Origin of the sequence: Burkholderia sp. 9120 (assembly GCF_000745015.1) — a bacterium.
GTDB lineage: Bacteria > Pseudomonadota > Gammaproteobacteria > Burkholderiales > Burkholderiaceae > Paraburkholderia.
The window spans coordinates 2,878,094-2,893,700 of the sequence record NZ_JQNA01000002.1 but is presented as its reverse complement, the minus strand read 5'-3'; the positions used below and the strand labels follow the sequence as shown (position 1 = coordinate 2,893,700).

General features: G+C 57.5%; 10 protein-coding genes, 6 tRNA genes and 3 rRNA genes. 1 reads left to right on the top strand and 18 read right to left on the bottom strand.

The annotated features are described in order from the left end of the window. Positions 1–18: 18 nt before the first annotated feature. The 18 genes from rplL to FA94_RS21005 all read right to left on the bottom strand — a co-directional run bounded on the left by rplL (position 19) and on the right by FA94_RS21005 (position 14,374). Positions 19–390, bottom strand: coding sequence for a 50S ribosomal protein L7/L12 (gene rplL / locus FA94_RS21090; protein WP_035554731.1), 372 nt, complete (start codon positions 388–390; stop codon positions 19–21). 63 nt (positions 391–453) lie between these two features. Beyond that, the gene (gene rplJ, locus FA94_RS21085; RefSeq protein WP_035554729.1) at positions 454–957 is read right to left on the bottom strand and encodes a 50S ribosomal protein L10; all 504 of its coding nucleotides are present in this window, start codon (positions 955–957) and stop codon (positions 454–456) included. A 301-nt stretch (positions 958–1,258) separates the two neighbouring features. Further along, a complete protein-coding gene (rplA, locus tag FA94_RS21080; RefSeq protein WP_035554727.1) occupies positions 1,259–1,957 on the bottom strand; it encodes a 50S ribosomal protein L1 in 699 nt (232 codons plus the stop codon). Then, positions 1,958–2,389, bottom strand: a complete 432-nt coding sequence (gene rplK / locus FA94_RS21075) for a 50S ribosomal protein L11 (RefSeq protein WP_035554725.1) — start codon at positions 2,387–2,389, stop codon at positions 1,958–1,960. A 165-nt stretch (positions 2,390–2,554) separates the two neighbouring features. After that, a complete protein-coding gene (gene nusG / locus FA94_RS21070; protein WP_007180147.1) occupies positions 2,555–3,112 on the bottom strand; it encodes a transcription termination/antitermination protein NusG in 558 nt (185 codons plus the stop codon). Between the two features lies 1 nt (position 3,113). Next, a complete protein-coding gene (gene secE / locus FA94_RS21065; protein ID WP_035554723.1) occupies positions 3,114–3,494 on the bottom strand; it encodes a preprotein translocase subunit SecE in 381 nt (126 codons plus the stop codon). Between the two features lie 36 nt (positions 3,495–3,530). Next, a tRNA-Trp gene (locus FA94_RS21060) sits at positions 3,531–3,606 on the bottom strand. A gap of 64 nt (positions 3,607–3,670) precedes the next feature. Then, positions 3,671–4,861, bottom strand: a complete 1,191-nt coding sequence (tuf, locus tag FA94_RS21055; protein ID WP_035554720.1) for an elongation factor Tu — start codon at positions 4,859–4,861, stop codon at positions 3,671–3,673. Positions 4,862–4,923: 62 nt separating this feature from the next. Further along, positions 4,924–4,998: transfer RNA gene (locus tag FA94_RS21050), tRNA-Thr, on the bottom strand. Positions 4,999–5,014: 16 nt separating this feature from the next. Then, positions 5,015–5,088: transfer RNA gene (locus FA94_RS21045), tRNA-Gly, on the bottom strand. 40 nt (positions 5,089–5,128) lie between these two features. Further along, positions 5,129–5,214 (bottom strand) — tRNA-Tyr (locus FA94_RS21040). Between the two features lie 154 nt (positions 5,215–5,368). Continuing rightward, a 5S ribosomal RNA gene (gene rrf / locus FA94_RS21035) occupies positions 5,369–5,482 on the bottom strand. 199 nt (positions 5,483–5,681) lie between these two features. Next, positions 5,682–8,562, bottom strand: a 23S ribosomal RNA gene (locus FA94_RS21030). A 323-nt stretch (positions 8,563–8,885) separates the two neighbouring features. Beyond that, positions 8,886–8,961, bottom strand: a tRNA-Ala gene (locus tag FA94_RS21025). A gap of 58 nt (positions 8,962–9,019) precedes the next feature. Beyond that, a tRNA-Ile gene (locus FA94_RS21020) sits at positions 9,020–9,096 on the bottom strand. Positions 9,097–9,161: 65 nt separating this feature from the next. Then, positions 9,162–10,692 (bottom strand): 16S ribosomal RNA (locus FA94_RS21015). The 16S, 23S and 5S rRNA genes sit together here with 5 tRNA genes alongside, the layout of an rRNA operon. Positions 10,693–11,170: 478 nt before the next feature. Next, positions 11,171–12,442, bottom strand: a complete 1,272-nt coding sequence (locus tag FA94_RS21010; protein ID WP_035554718.1) for an SGNH/GDSL hydrolase family protein — start codon at positions 12,440–12,442, stop codon at positions 11,171–11,173. Positions 12,443–12,760: 318 nt separating this feature from the next. After that, entirely contained in the window at positions 12,761–14,374 is a 1,614-nt protein-coding gene (locus tag FA94_RS21005) for an NAD(P)/FAD-dependent oxidoreductase (RefSeq protein ID WP_035554716.1), read from the bottom strand. Positions 14,375–14,589: 215 nt separating this feature from the next. Between FA94_RS21005 and paaA the strand changes: the two genes are divergently transcribed. Continuing rightward, positions 14,590–15,588, top strand: a complete 999-nt coding sequence (gene paaA / locus FA94_RS21000; protein ID WP_035554714.1) for a 1,2-phenylacetyl-CoA epoxidase subunit PaaA — start codon at positions 14,590–14,592, stop codon at positions 15,586–15,588. Positions 15,589–15,607: the final 19 nt, after the last annotated feature.

Below are 15,607 nucleotides of genomic sequence, written 5' to 3'. Positions count from 1 at the left end.
CGCACAACGCGCTGAAACTTACTTGATTTCAGCCTTCGCGCCGGCTTCTTCCAGCTTCTTCTTGGCTTCTTCAGCAGCAGCCTTCGGTACCGCTTCCTTAACAGGCTTCGGTGCACCGTCGACCAGGTCCTTCGCTTCCTTCAGGCCGAGACCCGTCAGTTCGCGAACAGCCTTAATGACCGAAACCTTGTTCGCGCCGACTTCCGTCAGGTTGACCGTGAATTCGGTTTGCTCTTCAGCAACAGCCGCAGCTGCGCCTGCCGGGCCTGCCACTGCAACAGCAGCTGCCGACACGCCAAACTTTTCTTCGAACGCCTTAACCAGTTCGTTCAGTTCCAGAACCGACATCGAGCTTACTGCCTCGAGGATGTCTTCTTTTGCGATTGCCATTTGAAATACTCCTAAATTGAATTCGGATACAGCCAGCGATCAATCACGCTCGACTGAAGTGCGTTACGCAGCGGTTTCTTCGCCTTGTTTCTTTTCTGCCAGCGCGGCCAAAGCGCGCGCAAAGCCGGAAACAGGTGCTTGCATAACGTACAACAGCTTGGAGAGCAGTTCTTCGCGGCTCGGGATGTTTGCCAGCGCTTGCACGCCAGCCTTGTCCATCACCTTGCCTTCGTAGGAACCAGCCTTGATGATCAACTTGTCATTGGTTTTGCCGAAGTCGTTGACGACCTTAGCAGCTGCAATTGCATCTTCCGAGATGCCGTAGATCAGGGGACCAGTCATCTGCTCTGCCAGCGAAGCAAACGGGGTACCTTCGACAGCGCGACGCGCCAGCGTGTTCTTCAACACGCGAAGGTAAACCTGTTGCTCACGCGCTTTCGCGCGCAGCTTGGTCAGATCGCCAACCGCGATTCCACGATACTCAGCCAGAACCACGGTCTGGGCTTTCGCGACTTGCGCGGCAACCTCAGCGACGACGGCCTGCTTGCTTTCTTTGTTAAGTGGCACGGTTAACCTCCAGATTCGATACACGCAGCGTGCGCCTTGTGTACCGCGTTCAATAACGGCGTCCGACCAGTCAGGAGTATTTCGACCGCCTGACGCCTGCATCTCTGCAGGCATCAACCAGCTTCATCACTACAAAACCTTTTCGGGTTCGCCATCTGCGTTGGCTTGCATTAAGGACCCGCCTACCTGATGCGCGCCCGCCAACGGTCTTTGACAACCGGTTGCTTAATGCAGACTGCCATTTCGCAACCGCCCAAAGCCCATAAAACCGCCTCGATTTCCATCGAGGCGATGAAATTTCTTACTGCGCTGCGATCGATGCCTGGTCGACGCGAACGCCAACACCCATCGTGCTCGACAGCGCAACCTTACGCAGGTAGACACCCTTGCTCGTTGCCGGCTTCGCCTTTTGCAGCGCGTCGACGAGAGCGTTCAGGTTGCTACGCAGAGCCGTCGGCTCGAACGAAGCCCGGCCGATCGTTGCGTGGATGATACCGGCCTTGTCGACACGGAATTGCACCTGACCAGCCTTGGCGTTCTTCACTGCGGTTGCCACGTCCGGCGTAACCGTGCCAACCTTCGGATTCGGCATTAGGCCGCGCGGGCCCAAGATCTGACCGAGCGTACCGACAACGCGCATCGTGTCCGGCGAAGCGATCACGATGTCGAAGTCCAGCTTGCCAGCTTTGACTTGTTCAGCCAGATCTTCCATGCCGACGATTTCTGCGCCAGCTGCGCGTGCTTGTTCGGCCTTTTCGCCTTGCGCAAACACAGCAACGCGGACCGACTTACCGGTACCTGCCGGCAGCACGACCGAACCACGAACCACTTGGTCCGACTTTTTCGCGTCAATGCCGAGTTGCACTGCGACGTCGATCGACTCGTCGAACTTCGCGCTTGCGCATTCCTTCACGAGCGACAGAGCTTCGTCGATTGCGTACAGCTTTTGACGGTCAACCTTGGCTGCAAATGCTTGCAGACGCTTCGAAAGCTTAGCCATTTACACGCCCTCCACGGTGATGCCCATCGAGCGGGCGCTACCAGCGATCGTGCGGACCGCTGCGTCCAGATCAGCTGCCGTCAGATCAGGCATCTTTGTCTTGGCGATGTCTTCAGCTTGAGCGCGGGTGATCGTGCCGACCTTGTCGGTATGCGGCTTGCTCGAACCCTTGTCGATCTTCGCTGCCTTCTTGATCAGAACGGTAGCCGGCGGCGTCTTCAGAACGAACGTGAAGCTCTTGTCCGCGAACGCGGTAATCACAACCGGAATCGGCAGACCCGGTTCCATAGCTTGAGTCTGCGCGTTAAACGCCTTGCAGAACTCCATGATGTTCAGGCCACGCTGGCCCAGTGCCGGACCGACCGGCGGCGACGGGTTGGCTTTACCTGCAGGAATCTGCAGCTTGATAAAGCCAATGATTTTCTTTGCCATGTTGAAAACCTCGTTGGAACGCTGCTTTTATGCATGCGAACGTTCAGTGAGTAGTAGCGCGCGTTCGTCAAAAGATTGACTACTTGCGCTCCTCAACGGTCATTACGCGGACCGTAAGCACGAAATACGGGGCGTACCGATCGGCTCGCCCCGCAAAATTCTCGATCACAATTTTTCGACCTGGCCGAATTCCAACTCGACCGGCGTTGCGCGGCCGAAAATTGTAACGGAAACACGAACGCGCGACTTTTCGTAGTTCACTTCTTCGACGCTGCCGTTGAAATCCGTGAACGGACCGTCCTTCACTCGCACCATCTCGCCTACTTCGAACAGGGTCTTCGGGCGCGGCTTTTCCACACCTTCCTGCATTTGCGACATGATTTTTTCGACTTCTCGAGGAGAAATCGGACTTGGTCGATTGCGCGCACCACCAACGAAACCCGTAACCTTTGCCGTATTTTTCACGAGGTGCCACGTTTCGTCAGTCATTTCCATTTCCACAAGCACATAGCCCGGGAAGAAACGACGTTCGGTCACAGACTTGTGACCGCCCTTCACCTCAACTACTTCTTCAGTCGGCACGAGGATCTGACCGAACTGGTCCTGCATGCCAGCGCGCTCGATACGCTCTTGGAGCGCACGTTGCACGCTCTTCTCCATTCCGGAGTAGGCGTGCACCACATACCAACGCTTGCCGCTCGGGGATGCCGGAGTATCACTCATATCATTTCCAACCCAGAATCACCGAGAAAATCGCCCATTCAATGGATTTATCACTCACCCAAAGAAAAATAGCCATGACGAACACGAAGCCGAATACGACGAGCGTTGTTTGGGTCGCCTCTTTGCGAGTTGGCCAGACAACTTTCCGGACTTCCTTGTATGAATCTTTGGCGAAAGCGATGAAACCCTTGCCAGGCGCAGATAGAAGACCGACAACAACACCCGCGATCGCTCCAACAGCCAAGGCAGCTCCGCGGATGTACCATTCCTGGCCGTTGAGCCAGAAGAACCCCACGAACCCGGCCAAGACCAACAATACGCCCGCGACGAGCATCAGCTTGTCGCTGGATGTATTTACAGTTTCGACGGAAGGATTCGCCATAACACCTTAACGAAGCGCCACATATGACGCGAGATTTGGCAGGGGCAGAGGGAATCGAACCCCCAACCTTCGGTTTTGGAGACCGACGCTCTGCCAGTTGAGCTATACCCCTAAACCATTTAGGGCTGACGACTTCGCCAACCCCGAAACTACCGATCAACGAGAACTATCTGGCGTTACTCGAGGATCTTGGCAACCACACCAGCGCCGACCGTACGGCCGCCTTCGCGAATTGCAAAGCGCAGACCTTCTTCCATCGCGATCGGGTTGATCAGCTTCACCGTGATCGACACGTTGTCGCCCGGCATGACCATTTCCTTGTCCTTCGGCAACTCGATCGAGCCCGTCACGTCCGTCGTACGGAAGTAGAACTGCGGACGATAGTTGTTGAAGAACGGCGTGTGACGGCCACCTTCGTCCTTGCTCAGCACGTACACTTCAGCCGTGAAGTGCGTGTGCGGGTTGATCGAACCCGGCTTCGCCAGAACCTGGCCACGCTCCACGTCTTCACGCTTCGTGCCGCGCAGCAGGATACCAACGTTGTCGCCTGCCTGACCCTGGTCGAGCAGCTTGCGGAACATTTCCACGCCCGTGCAGGTCGTCTTCACCGTCGGCTTGATACCGATGATTTCGATTTCTTCGCCGACCTTCACGACACCACGCTCGATACGACCCGTCACCACCGTGCCGCGACCCGAGATCGAGAACACGTCTTCCACCGGCATCAGGAACGCGCCGTCAATTGCACGCTCCGGCGTCGGGATGTACGTGTCCAGCGCGTCGGCCAGACTCATGATCGCCACTTCACCCAGCTCGCCCGTGTCGCCTTCCAGCGCCAGTTTGGCCGAACCCTTGATGATCGGCGTGTCGTCGCCCGGGAAGTCGTACTTCGACAGGAGTTCGCGAACTTCCATCTCGACCAGTTCCAGCAACTCAGCGTCGTCCACCATGTCGCACTTGTTCAGGAACACGATGATGTACGGAACGCCAACCTGACGCGCCAGCAGGATGTGCTCACGCGTTTGCGGCATCGGGCCGTCTGCAGCCGAGCACACCAGGATCGCGCCGTCCATCTGCGCTGCGCCCGTGATCATGTTCTTCACATAGTCAGCGTGGCCCGGGCAGTCGACGTGTGCGTAGTGGCGATTAGCCGTTTCGTACTCGACGTGTGCCGTGTTGATCGTGATACCACGCGCCTTTTCTTCCGGCGCCGCGTCGATCTGGTCATACGCCTTCGCTTCGCCGCCAAACTTCTTGGTCAGAACCGTCGTGATCGCTGCCGTCAGCGTGGTCTTGCCGTGGTCAACGTGACCGATCGTGCCGACGTTCACGTGCGGCTTGGTCCGCTCAAACTTACCCTTGGCCATTTTCGACTCCTAAGAGGATTTATCCGTACGTTGCGCCGCGCGCAAACAATCACCGAGACTTCTGGTGCCCATGGGCAGGATCGAACTGCCGACCTCTCCCTTACCAAGGGAGTGCTCTACCACTGAGCCACATGGGCGCTACTTTTGTGTTGCTGGAGCGGGTGAAGGGAATCGAACCCTCGTCGTAAGCTTGGAAGGCTTCTGCTCTACCATTGAGCTACACCCGCAAGAACTCATGGATCCCAACAACCGCTACAACTTGCATTCTGGTGGAGGAGGTTGGATTCGAACCAACGTAGGCGTAAGCCAACAGATTTACAGTCTGCCCCCTTTAGCCACTCGGGCACCCCTCCGCAGAGAACTGATGATTATGAGGGAACAACCGCTCGCTGTCAAGGCTTGCTTGACCATTCCAAACTCATAGCTCTCACTTATAGTGAATTCAGCCCTGCCGTAAACGACAGAAACCCCACCTTTTAGGGTGGGGTTTCTGTTTTCTGCTAGGGAGCCTGACGATTACCTACTTTCACACGGGCAATCCGCACTATCATCGGCGTGGAGTCGTTTCACGGTCCTGTTCGGGATGGGAAGGGGTGGTACCGACTCGCTATGGTCATCAGGCATGACTTGTTGCCGCACTGCCTTTGGGGCAATACAGCCAATCTGGAAGAAGTAGTTGAGAGGATGCCTCTCGGTATTACTTTGGGTTGTGCCTGTATTGCACAACACTGATCTCAACCGTGTGTCTTCCCCTTCGGGGATCGGACCCGTGTAAGCGCTAAAGCGCTAACGCGGGTCGAGAGAGAGACACACCTGTTATAGGATCAAGCCTTACGGGCAATTAGTATCAGTTAGCTTAACGCATTACTGCGCTTCCACACCTGACCTATCAACGTCCTGGTCTTGAACGACCCTTCAAGGGGCTCGAAGCCCCGGGGATATCTCATCTTAAGGCGAGTTTCCCGCTTAGATGCTTTCAGCGGTTATCTCTTCCGAACATAGCTACCCGGCGATGCCACTGGCGTGACAACCGGTACACCAGAGGTTCGTCCACTCCGGTCCTCTCGTACTAGGAGCAGCCCCCTTCAAATATCCAGCGCCCACGGCAGATAGGGACCAAACTGTCTCACGACGTTTTAAACCCAGCTCACGTACCTCTTTAAATGGCGAACAGCCATACCCTTGGGACCGGCTACAGCCCCAGGATGAGATGAGCCGACATCGAGGTGCCAAACACCGCCGTCGATATGAACTCTTGGGCGGTATCAGCCTGTTATCCCCAGAGTACCTTTTATCCGTTGAGCGATGGCCCTTCCATACAGAACCACCGGATCACTATGACCTGCTTTCGCACCTGCTCGACTTGTCGGTCTCGCAGTTAAGCACGCTTATGCCATTGCACTATCAGCACGATTTCCGACCGTACCTAGCGTACCTTCGTACTCCTCCGTTACACTTTGGGAGGAGACCGCCCCAGTCAAACTGCCTACCATGCACTGTCCCCGATCCGGATTACGGACCAAGGTTAGAACCTCAAACAAACCAGGGTGGTATTTCAAGGATGGCTCCACGCAGACTGGCGTCCACGCTTCATAGCCTCCCACCTATCCTACACAGATCGGTTCAAAGTCCAATGCAAAGCTACAGTAAAGGTTCATGGGGTCTTTCCGTCTAGCCGCGGGGAGATTGCATCATCACAAACACTTCAACTTCGCTGAGTCTCGGGAGGAGACAGTGTGGCCATCGTTACGCCATTCGTGCAGGTCGGAACTTACCCGACAAGGAATTTCGCTACCTTAGGACCGTTATAGTTACGGCCGCCGTTTACCGGGACTTCAATCAAGAGCTTGCACCCCATCATTTAATCTTCCGGCACCGGGCAGGCGTCACACCCTATACGTCCACTTTCGTGTTTGCAGAGTGCTGTGTTTTTATTAAACAGTCGCAGCCACCAGTTTATTGCAACCCCTTCACCCTACGCGCGCAGGCGCATCAGGCTACAGGGGCGTACCTTATCCCGAAGTTACGGTACCAATTTGCCGAGTTCCTTCTCCCGAGTTCTCTCAAGCGCCTTAGAATACTCATCTCGCCCACCTGTGTCGGTTTGCGGTACGGTCTTGTTAAACTGAAGCTTAGAGGCTTTTCTTGGAACCACTTCCGATTGCTTCTTCACCTAGGTGAATGGCCTCGCACCCTTGAATTCCGCGCCCGGATTTGCCTAAGCGCCTTCTCCAATGCAAGGACCGGGACTTCCAACACCCGGACAACCTTCCGCGATCCGTCCCCCCATCGCATTTAACAATGGTGCAGGAATATTAACCTGCTTCCCATCAGCTACGCATTTCTGCCTCGCCTTAGGGGCCGACTCACCCTACGCCGATGAACGTTGCGTAGGAAACCTTGGGCTTACGGCGAGGGGGCTTTTCACCCCCTTTATCGCTACTCATGTCAGCATTCGCACTTCCGATACCTCCAGCGCACTTTTCAATGCACCTTCGCAGGCTTACGGAACGCTCTCCTACCATGCACATAAATGTGCATCCGCAGCTTCGGTATATTGCTTAGCCCCGTTACATCTTCCGCGCAGGACGACTCGATCAGTGAGCTATTACGCTTTCTTTAAAGGATGGCTGCTTCTAAGCCAACCTCCTGACTGTTTTAGCCTTCCCACTTCGTTTCCCACTTAGCAATATTTGGGGACCTTAGCTGGCGGTCTGGGTTGTTTCCCTCTTGACACCGGACGTTAGCACCCGATGTCTGTCTCCCGTGATTGCACTCTTCGGTATTCGGAGTTTGCTATGGCGTAGTAATCCGCAATGGACCCCACAACCATGACAGTGCTCTACCCCCGAAGGTGATACACGAGGCACTACCTAAATAGTTTTCGGAGAGAACCAGCTATTTCCAGGTTTGTTTAGCCTTTCACCCCTATCCACAGCTCATCCCCTAACTTTTCAACGTTAGTGGGTTCGGACCTCCAGTACGTGTTACCGCACCTTCATCCTGGCCATGGATAGATCACCTGGTTTCGGGTCTACACCCAGCGACTGAATCGCCCTGTTCGGACTCGCTTTCGCTACGCCTGCCCTAATCGGTTAAGCTTGCCACTGAATGTAAGTCGCTGACCCATTATACAAAAGGTACGCAGTCACCCCTCAAGGAGGCTCCTACTGTTTGTATGCATGCGGTTTCAGGATCTATTTCACTCCCCTCCCGGGGTTCTTTTCGCCTTTCCCTCACGGTACTGGTTCACTATCGGTCGATCACGAGTATTTAGCCTTGGAGGATGGTCCCCCCATCTTCAGACAGGATTTCACGTGTCCCGCCCTACTTGTCGTACACCTAGTTCTTCCTCGCTGTTTTCGTCTACAGGGCTATCACCTGCTATGGCGGCACTTTCCAGAGCCTTCGACTAACAATGAAGATAAAGAGTACAGGCTGATCCCATTTCGCTCGCCACTACTCTGGGAATCTCGGTTGATTTCTTTTCCTGCGGTTACTTAGATGTTTCAGTTCACCGCGTTCGCTTCGCATGACCTATGTATTCAGTCATGGATACTCCATTCGGAGTGGGTTTCCCCATTCGGACATCTACGGATCAAAGCTCGTTTGCCAGCTCCCCGTAGCTTTTCGCAGGCTACCGCGTCCTTCATCGCCTGTGATCGCCAAGGCATCCACCACATGCACTTGTTCGCTTGACCCTATAACGGGTGTGTCTCATACCGCGTTCACTGGGAACGCAGCGCGGGTCACATCGTTACAGGTTGAGTATTCGTGTTGCGCCGTATTCCAAGGCAATCTTTCGATTACCTTTTCATACATTGATACAATCACAACCCTGATTCACCTACTCACACACCCATCTCTAGATATGCTTTCGTGAATCTCTTTACTACTTCTTCCTGATTGTTAAAGAACGACAGCCGATATCGCGGTTGCTATAACCACGTATCACTCTGACTGGCTCAATCGCCAATGCACAACCCTCTGCCCGACCTGCCGCAGAACGCTATGCATTGATGATTGGTGGAGGATGACGGGATCGAACCGACGACCCCCTGCTTGCAAAGCAGGTGCTCTCCCAGCTGAGCTAATCCCCCAGTCACACATGAACTTCAGGGTGCCTTCAACCGGTTAGCACAGCCACCGCAGAAACAGTGGTGGGTCTGGATGGATTCGAACCATCGACCCCCGCCTTATCAAGACGGTGCTCTAACCGACTGAGCTACAGACCCCTGAGTCTGTCTGAATTTACAGCCGATAAGCGTGAGCGCTCAACGTTCGACACGTTCAGCTCTAGAAAGGAGGTGATCCAGCCGCACCTTCCGATACGGCTACCTTGTTACGACTTCACCCCAGTCATGAATCCCACCGTGGTAAGCGCCCTCCTTGCGGTTAGGCTACCTACTTCTGGTGAAACCCACTCCCATGGTGTGACGGGCGGTGTGTACAAGACCCGGGAACGTATTCACCGCGGCATGCTGATCCGCGATTACTAGCGATTCCAGCTTCACGCACTCGAGTTGCAGAGTGCGATCCGGACTACGATCGGTTTTCTGGGATTGGCTCCACCTCGCGGCTTGGCAACCCTCTGTTCCGACCATTGTATGACGTGTGAAGCCCTACCCATAAGGGCCATGAGGACTTGACGTCATCCCCACCTTCCTCCGGTTTGTCACCGGCAGTCTCCCTGGAGTGCTCTTGCGTAGCAACTAGGGACAAGGGTTGCGCTCGTTGCGGGACTTAACCCAACATCTCACGACACGAGCTGACGACAGCCATGCAGCACCTGTGTTATGGCTCCCTTTCGGGCACATCCACCTCTCGGCAGACTTCCATACATGTCAAGGGTAGGTAAGGTTTTTCGCGTTGCATCGAATTAATCCACATCATCCACCGCTTGTGCGGGTCCCCGTCAATTCCTTTGAGTTTTAATCTTGCGACCGTACTCCCCAGGCGGTCAACTTCACGCGTTAGCTACGTTACTAAGTCAATGAAGACCCAACAACTAGTTGACATCGTTTAGGGCGTGGACTACCAGGGTATCTAATCCTGTTTGCTCCCCACGCTTTCGTGCATGAGCGTCAGTATTGGCCCAGGGGGCTGCCTTCGCCATCGGTATTCCTCCACATCTCTACGCATTTCACTGCTACACGTGGAATTCTACCCCCCTCTGCCATACTCTAGCCCGCCAGTCACAAATGCAGTTCCCAGGTTAAGCCCGGGGATTTCACATCTGTCTTAGCGAACCGCCTGCGCACGCTTTACGCCCAGTAATTCCGATTAACGCTTGCACCCTACGTATTACCGCGGCTGCTGGCACGTAGTTAGCCGGTGCTTATTCTTCCGGTACCGTCATCCTCCCGCCGTATTAGGACAGAAGTTTTCTTTCCGGACAAAAGTGCTTTACAACCCGAAGGCCTTCTTCACACACGCGGCATTGCTGGATCAGGCTTTCGCCCATTGTCCAAAATTCCCCACTGCTGCCTCCCGTAGGAGTCTGGGCCGTGTCTCAGTCCCAGTGTGGCTGGTCGTCCTCTCAGACCAGCTACAGATCGTCGCCTTGGTAGGCCTTTACCCCACCAACTAGCTAATCTGCCATCGGCCGCCCCTGTAGCGAGAGGTCCTAAGATCCCCCCCTTTCCTCCGTAGAGCGTATGCGGTATTAATCCGGCTTTCGCCGGGCTATCCCCCACTACAGGACACGTTCCGATGTATTACTCACCCGTTCGCCACTCGCCACCAGGGTTACCCCCGTGCTGCCGTTCGACTTGCATGTGTAAGGCATGCCGCCAGCGTTCAATCTGAGCCAGGATCAAACTCTTCAGTTCAAACCTGTTACTGTTTTTCGGTTCCGTTAAGAACCGGTCGCTCACTCAACGTACTGACGAATTGTTCGATCGTCTTTCGACAGTCAAACCTTCCTTTCATTACTGTGTGAGACTTGATACTTTCGCTTTGCGGCAGACCCCGAAAGATCCACCTCGCGTCTCGCATCAAGCGCCCACACTTATCGGCTGTTAATTTTTAAAGATCGATTACGCATTCACTACCAAACCAGCACCGCGTGTTGTCAACATCACAACTACCCGGCACCGCTTCGTTCTGCGTCGCTGCATCTGCAGCAGAGAAACGAGATTATGAAGGCTCTTTTTCGTTTCGTCAACAACATTTTTTGCTTTCGCTTAAAACCTTGTTGACGCTACGGCCGCTGGTTTCTGCCGCGGCCCTCGTTCGCAAACGAGGAGGCGAATCTTAGGACAACATTCGCCATATGACAAGGGTTCGGTGGAAATATTTTCCCGCAGCTCATTTGCGCATGGAATTTACTACTGCGTCCAGCGGAACGGCGTCCGCCATTGCCGCATAGCCGGCGTCGCTCGGATGGATGTGATCGCCACTGTCGAAGTTCCGCCGCAGGCGGTCCGGCTGCCCCGGGTCACGCAACGCCGCATCGAAATCCACGACGCCGTCAAATGCATGGCTGGTCCGAATCCACTGGTTGACAGCGAGTCGGATGCTCTCCCGCTGCGCCGGCAGCGATGCCGGCGTCAAAGTTGCGCCGAACACCTTCACGCCGGCGTGCCGCGCCGCGGTAATCACCCGTTGGTACCCCGCGATCAGATCGGGCGCCGTCACCGAGGTATGCGGAAAATCGCAGTCGAGGCCGCTGCGAGCCGGCATCGAGGCGAAATTAATGTCGTTGATGCCGATCAGCAGGATCGCCGTCTTGACGCCCGGCCGCCCGAGAACATCGCGCTCGAAGCGTCTGGCGAGCGCATCCCCGTAGCAAGGCGAGTCGCTCAGCAGCCGATTGCCGCTGATGCCGAGGTTGACGATCGCCGTCGTCCGGTCGTTGCTACCGGCCAGTCGGCGCGCCAACGCGTCCGGCCAGCGGTGATTCTGATTCAGGCTGGAGCGCATGCCATCGGTGATCGAGTCGCCAATGGCGGCGACCGCGCCCGATGACGGCGTCGCCTCCACCGATACCCCCGTCACCCACACATATTGAGTGAAACGCCCACGGAACGCTTCGGCGGAAGCATCCGCTGCATGATTCCCCGGCTCGGAAACGTAATTGACCTGGCTCGATACGCGATGCCACGCAACGATTCGCTGCTCCGGGCCCATGAACGCGCTGATGGCATACGGCGCGCCGTCGGCGATGTCGATCGTGACCGGATCGCTATCCAGCTCGCCGCCCGCCGGGATGCTCACCGCCGATTTGCCGCCGAAAGTCACGCGTGCCCCGTCATTAGCAACCGCGGCCGCGCCGCCCGCCGAGCGGGCGATGCGCAAATCGTCGATCACGAGCGGCGTCTTGCCGTACTCGTTGCTGAGGTGAATTCGCGCGGCTCGTCCCGACAGCGTCGGATACACGATCTGGCGCACGGTGCGTCCGGCGACTTCCGGCGCGCGATACAAAGGTGGCAAGTCCTCGCGTTGCGGAATCGGCTGCAGCGCGGTCGCCCAGGCGGCGACCCAGTGCGCGGGGGCATCGGCGGCGAAAACGGTCGGGGAAACAGCGAATTGGGCAAGCAGCGCCGCGCCGCATGCGGCAGCCAGGGTGCGAAAAGTCATTCGGATGGTCGGTTCGAGGCGAAGCGTCCATTGTGCCCGAACGCTAGATCGATCGCGGCGCACCTTGGGTGCTGGGTGCTGGGTGCTGGGTGCTGGGTGCTGGGTGCTGGGTGCTGGGTGCTGGGTGCTGGGGCGCCGGGCATGGCCACGCCCACTGGCACTGGCACTGGGAACCGGTGCGCAGTGCCGAGCTTTGAGTGCGGGGCCGTGGACATCGGGCCCCGATCACCAAGCCTCAGACGCCAACCTCATCCGCTAATACCAAGACCAAGCCACCACCCACCCATAACCGCACCCTCACCCAATACCAGCCGCCCCTTACACCCCCGCCATCTTCAGCGCCACCGCCTCAGCCACCTCGATCCCATCAATCGCGGCCGAATAAATCCCGCCCGCATACCCGGCGCCCTCACCCGCCGGATACAAGCCCTCGACATTCATGCTCTGGTAATCATCCCGCCGACGCACCCGGATCGGCGAAGACGTTCTCGTCTCCACGCCTGTCAGCACGGCGTCATGCATCGCAAATCCGGCGATCTTCTTGTCCATCTGCGGCAAAGCTTCGCGAATAGCTTCGATCACATAATCAGGCAGCGCGGTGCTGAGATCAGTGGGATGCACGCCCGGTTTGTAAGAAGGCACCACCGAACCCAACGACGTAGACGGCCGCCCAGCAATGAAATCGCCGACCAGCTGCCCAGGCGCCATATAGTTACCGCCGCCCAACTCGAACGCCCGCTCTTCCCACTTCCGCTGGAAAGCGATGCCGGCGAGCGGGCCGCCCGGATAGTCCTCCGGCGTAATACCGACGACAATCCCCGCGTTCGCGTTGCGCTCCGCCCGCGAATACTGGCTCATGCCGTTCGTCACCACACGACCCGGCTCCGACGTCGCCGCCACCACCGTGCCGCCCGGGCACATACAGAAGCTATACACCGCGCGCCCATTGCTGCTGTGATGCACGACCTTATAGTCGGCGGCGCCCAGCTGCTTATGGCCGGCAAACTTGCCGAAACGGGCACGATCGATCAAACCCTGCGGATGCTCGATCCGGAATCCAAGCGAAAACGGCTTCGCTTCTATATAGACGCCGCGGTCGTTCAGCATCTGGAAGGTATCGCGCGCGCTGTGCCCAACCGCCAGCACCACGTGGTCGCAGCGCAGCGTCTCGCCGGTCGACAGCTTCAGCCCGCGCACCTTGCCCTGATCGATCTCGATATCGTCGACGCGCGTCTCGAACCGCACTTCGCCGCCCAGCTCGTGAATGGTCGCGCGCATCTTCTCGACCATGCTGACAAGCCGGAACGTGCCGATATGCGGCCGGCTCAGGAACAGAATGTCTTCCGGCGCGCCGGCCTTGACGAATTCGTCGAGCACCTTGCGGCCGTAGTGCTTCGGGTCCTTGATCTGGCTATACAGCTTGCCGTCCGAAAAGGTACCTGCGCCGCCTTCGCCGAACTGCACGTTCGACTCCGGATTGAGCACCGACTTGCGCCACAGCCCGAAGGTGTCTTTGGTGCGCTCGCGCACGGCCTTGCCGCGCTCGAGAATAATCGGCCGGAAACCCATTTGCGCCAGGATCAGCCCGGCGAACAGCCCGCACGGCCCCATGCCGATCACCACCGGCCGCGGCACGGTCAGTTGCGCCGGCGCCTTCGCGACGAACCGGTAAGCCATGTCAGGCGTCACGCCGCAATGCGGCACGTCGGCAAGCCGCTTGAGCGCGGCGGCCTCATCCGCGACCTCGACGTCGACGATGTACGTGAGCTTGATGTCGGCGCGTTTGCGCGCGTCGTGCGCGCGGCGAAACACGGTGTACCGGATAAGCCCGTCGGCGCCCACGCCGAGTTCCGCGAGGCGCGCGCGGACAGCGGCTTCGAGGTCGCTATCGGGGTGATCGAGCGGGAGTTTGATTTCGCTTAGACGTAACATGAGTACCGGGGGATGCAGGAAGGCCGCAAATCGCGGCCAATTCGCAATTTTATAGGTTAAGTGTCGGCACGGGGCATCGGCTCCGTCGAAACGCCCTCCGTCACGGAAATCTTGCCCCTATCAACACTGTCAGTCTGTCTCAAAAAATTTATTAACCGACCGGTCGGTTGGCTTATACTGTGCGCACACAGACAACTTCCGCAGAGAGCGTCCCCATGTACACGCAATCCCTGGATATTCCCGGCAATGTCGCCCCGCTGGATGCGGGCGCGAGTTCGCCCGAGCAGGCGCAATTCGATGCGGTCATGGCCGCCGACGGCAAGATCGAAGCTCAGGACTGGATGCCCGAGGCTTACCGCAAAACGCTGGTGCGGCAGATCTCGCAGCACGCGCATTCGGAAATCGTCGGCATGCTGCCGGAAGGCAACTGGATCACGCGCGCGCCCAGCCTGAAGCGCAAGGCGATTCTGCTCGCCAAGGTGCAGGACGAAGCCGGTCACGGCCTCTATCTCTATAGCGCGGCGGAAACGCTCGGCGTCTCGCGCGATCAGCTGATCGCCGCGCTGCACGCGGGCAAAGCCAAATATTCGAGCATCTTCAATTACCCAACGCCCACCTGGGCGGACGTCGGCGTGATCGGCTGGCTGGTGGACGGCGCGGCGATCATGAACCAGATTCCGCTGTGCCGCTGCACGTACGGTCCGTACGCCCGCGCGATGATCCGCATCTGCAAGGAAGAGTCGTTCCATCAGCGCCAAGGTTTCGACGCGCTGATGTCGATGATGGCCGGCACCGACGCGCAGCGCGAACTGGTCCAGCAGGCGGTGAACCGCTGGTGGTGGCCCGTGCTGATGATGTTCGGCCCGAGCGACAAGGATTCGATCCACAGCAATCAGTCGTCGAAATGGGGCATCAAGCGCATTTCGAACGACGACCTGCGGCAGAAATTCGTCGACGCCACCGTCGACCAGGCCAAGGTGCTCGGCGTCACGCTGCCGGACCCGGACCTGAAGTGGAACGAAGCGCGCGGTCAGCACGACTACGGCGACATCGACTGGGAAGAATTCTGGCGCGTCGTCAACGGCGACGGCCCGTGCAACCGCGAGCGCCTCGCCACCCGCGTCAAAGCTCACGACGACGGCACGTGGGTCCGCGAAGCCGCCCTCGCCCACGCCGAAAAACAGCGCCAGCGCGCGCAACAGCACGCCGCCTGATTCGCGCGGCACGCCAGAC

Coding starts and splice junctions, on each gene's coding strand:
- rplL (WP_035554731.1), bottom strand. CDS start 390: ATGGCAATCGCAAAAGAAGACATCCTCGAGGCAGTAAGCTCGATGTCG.
- rplA (WP_035554727.1), bottom strand. CDS start 1,957: ATGGCTAAGCTTTCGAAGCGTCTGCAAGCATTTGCAGCCAAGGTTGAC.
- rplK (WP_035554725.1), bottom strand. CDS start 2,389: ATGGCAAAGAAAATCATTGGCTTTATCAAGCTGCAGATTCCTGCAGGT.
- nusG (WP_007180147.1), bottom strand. CDS start 3,112: ATGAGTGATACTCCGGCATCCCCGAGCGGCAAGCGTTGGTATGTGGTG.
- secE (WP_035554723.1), bottom strand. CDS start 3,494: ATGGCGAATCCTTCCGTCGAAACTGTAAATACATCCAGCGACAAGCTG.
- tuf (WP_035554720.1), bottom strand. CDS start 4,861: ATGGCCAAGGGTAAGTTTGAGCGGACCAAGCCGCACGTGAACGTCGGC.
- FA94_RS21010 (WP_035554718.1), bottom strand. CDS start 12,442: ATGACTTTTCGCACCCTGGCTGCCGCATGCGGCGCGGCGCTGCTTGCC.
- FA94_RS21005 (WP_035554716.1), bottom strand. CDS start 14,374: ATGTTACGTCTAAGCGAAATCAAACTCCCGCTCGATCACCCCGATAGC.
- paaA (WP_035554714.1), top strand. CDS start 14,590: ATGTACACGCAATCCCTGGATATTCCCGGCAATGTCGCCCCGCTGGAT.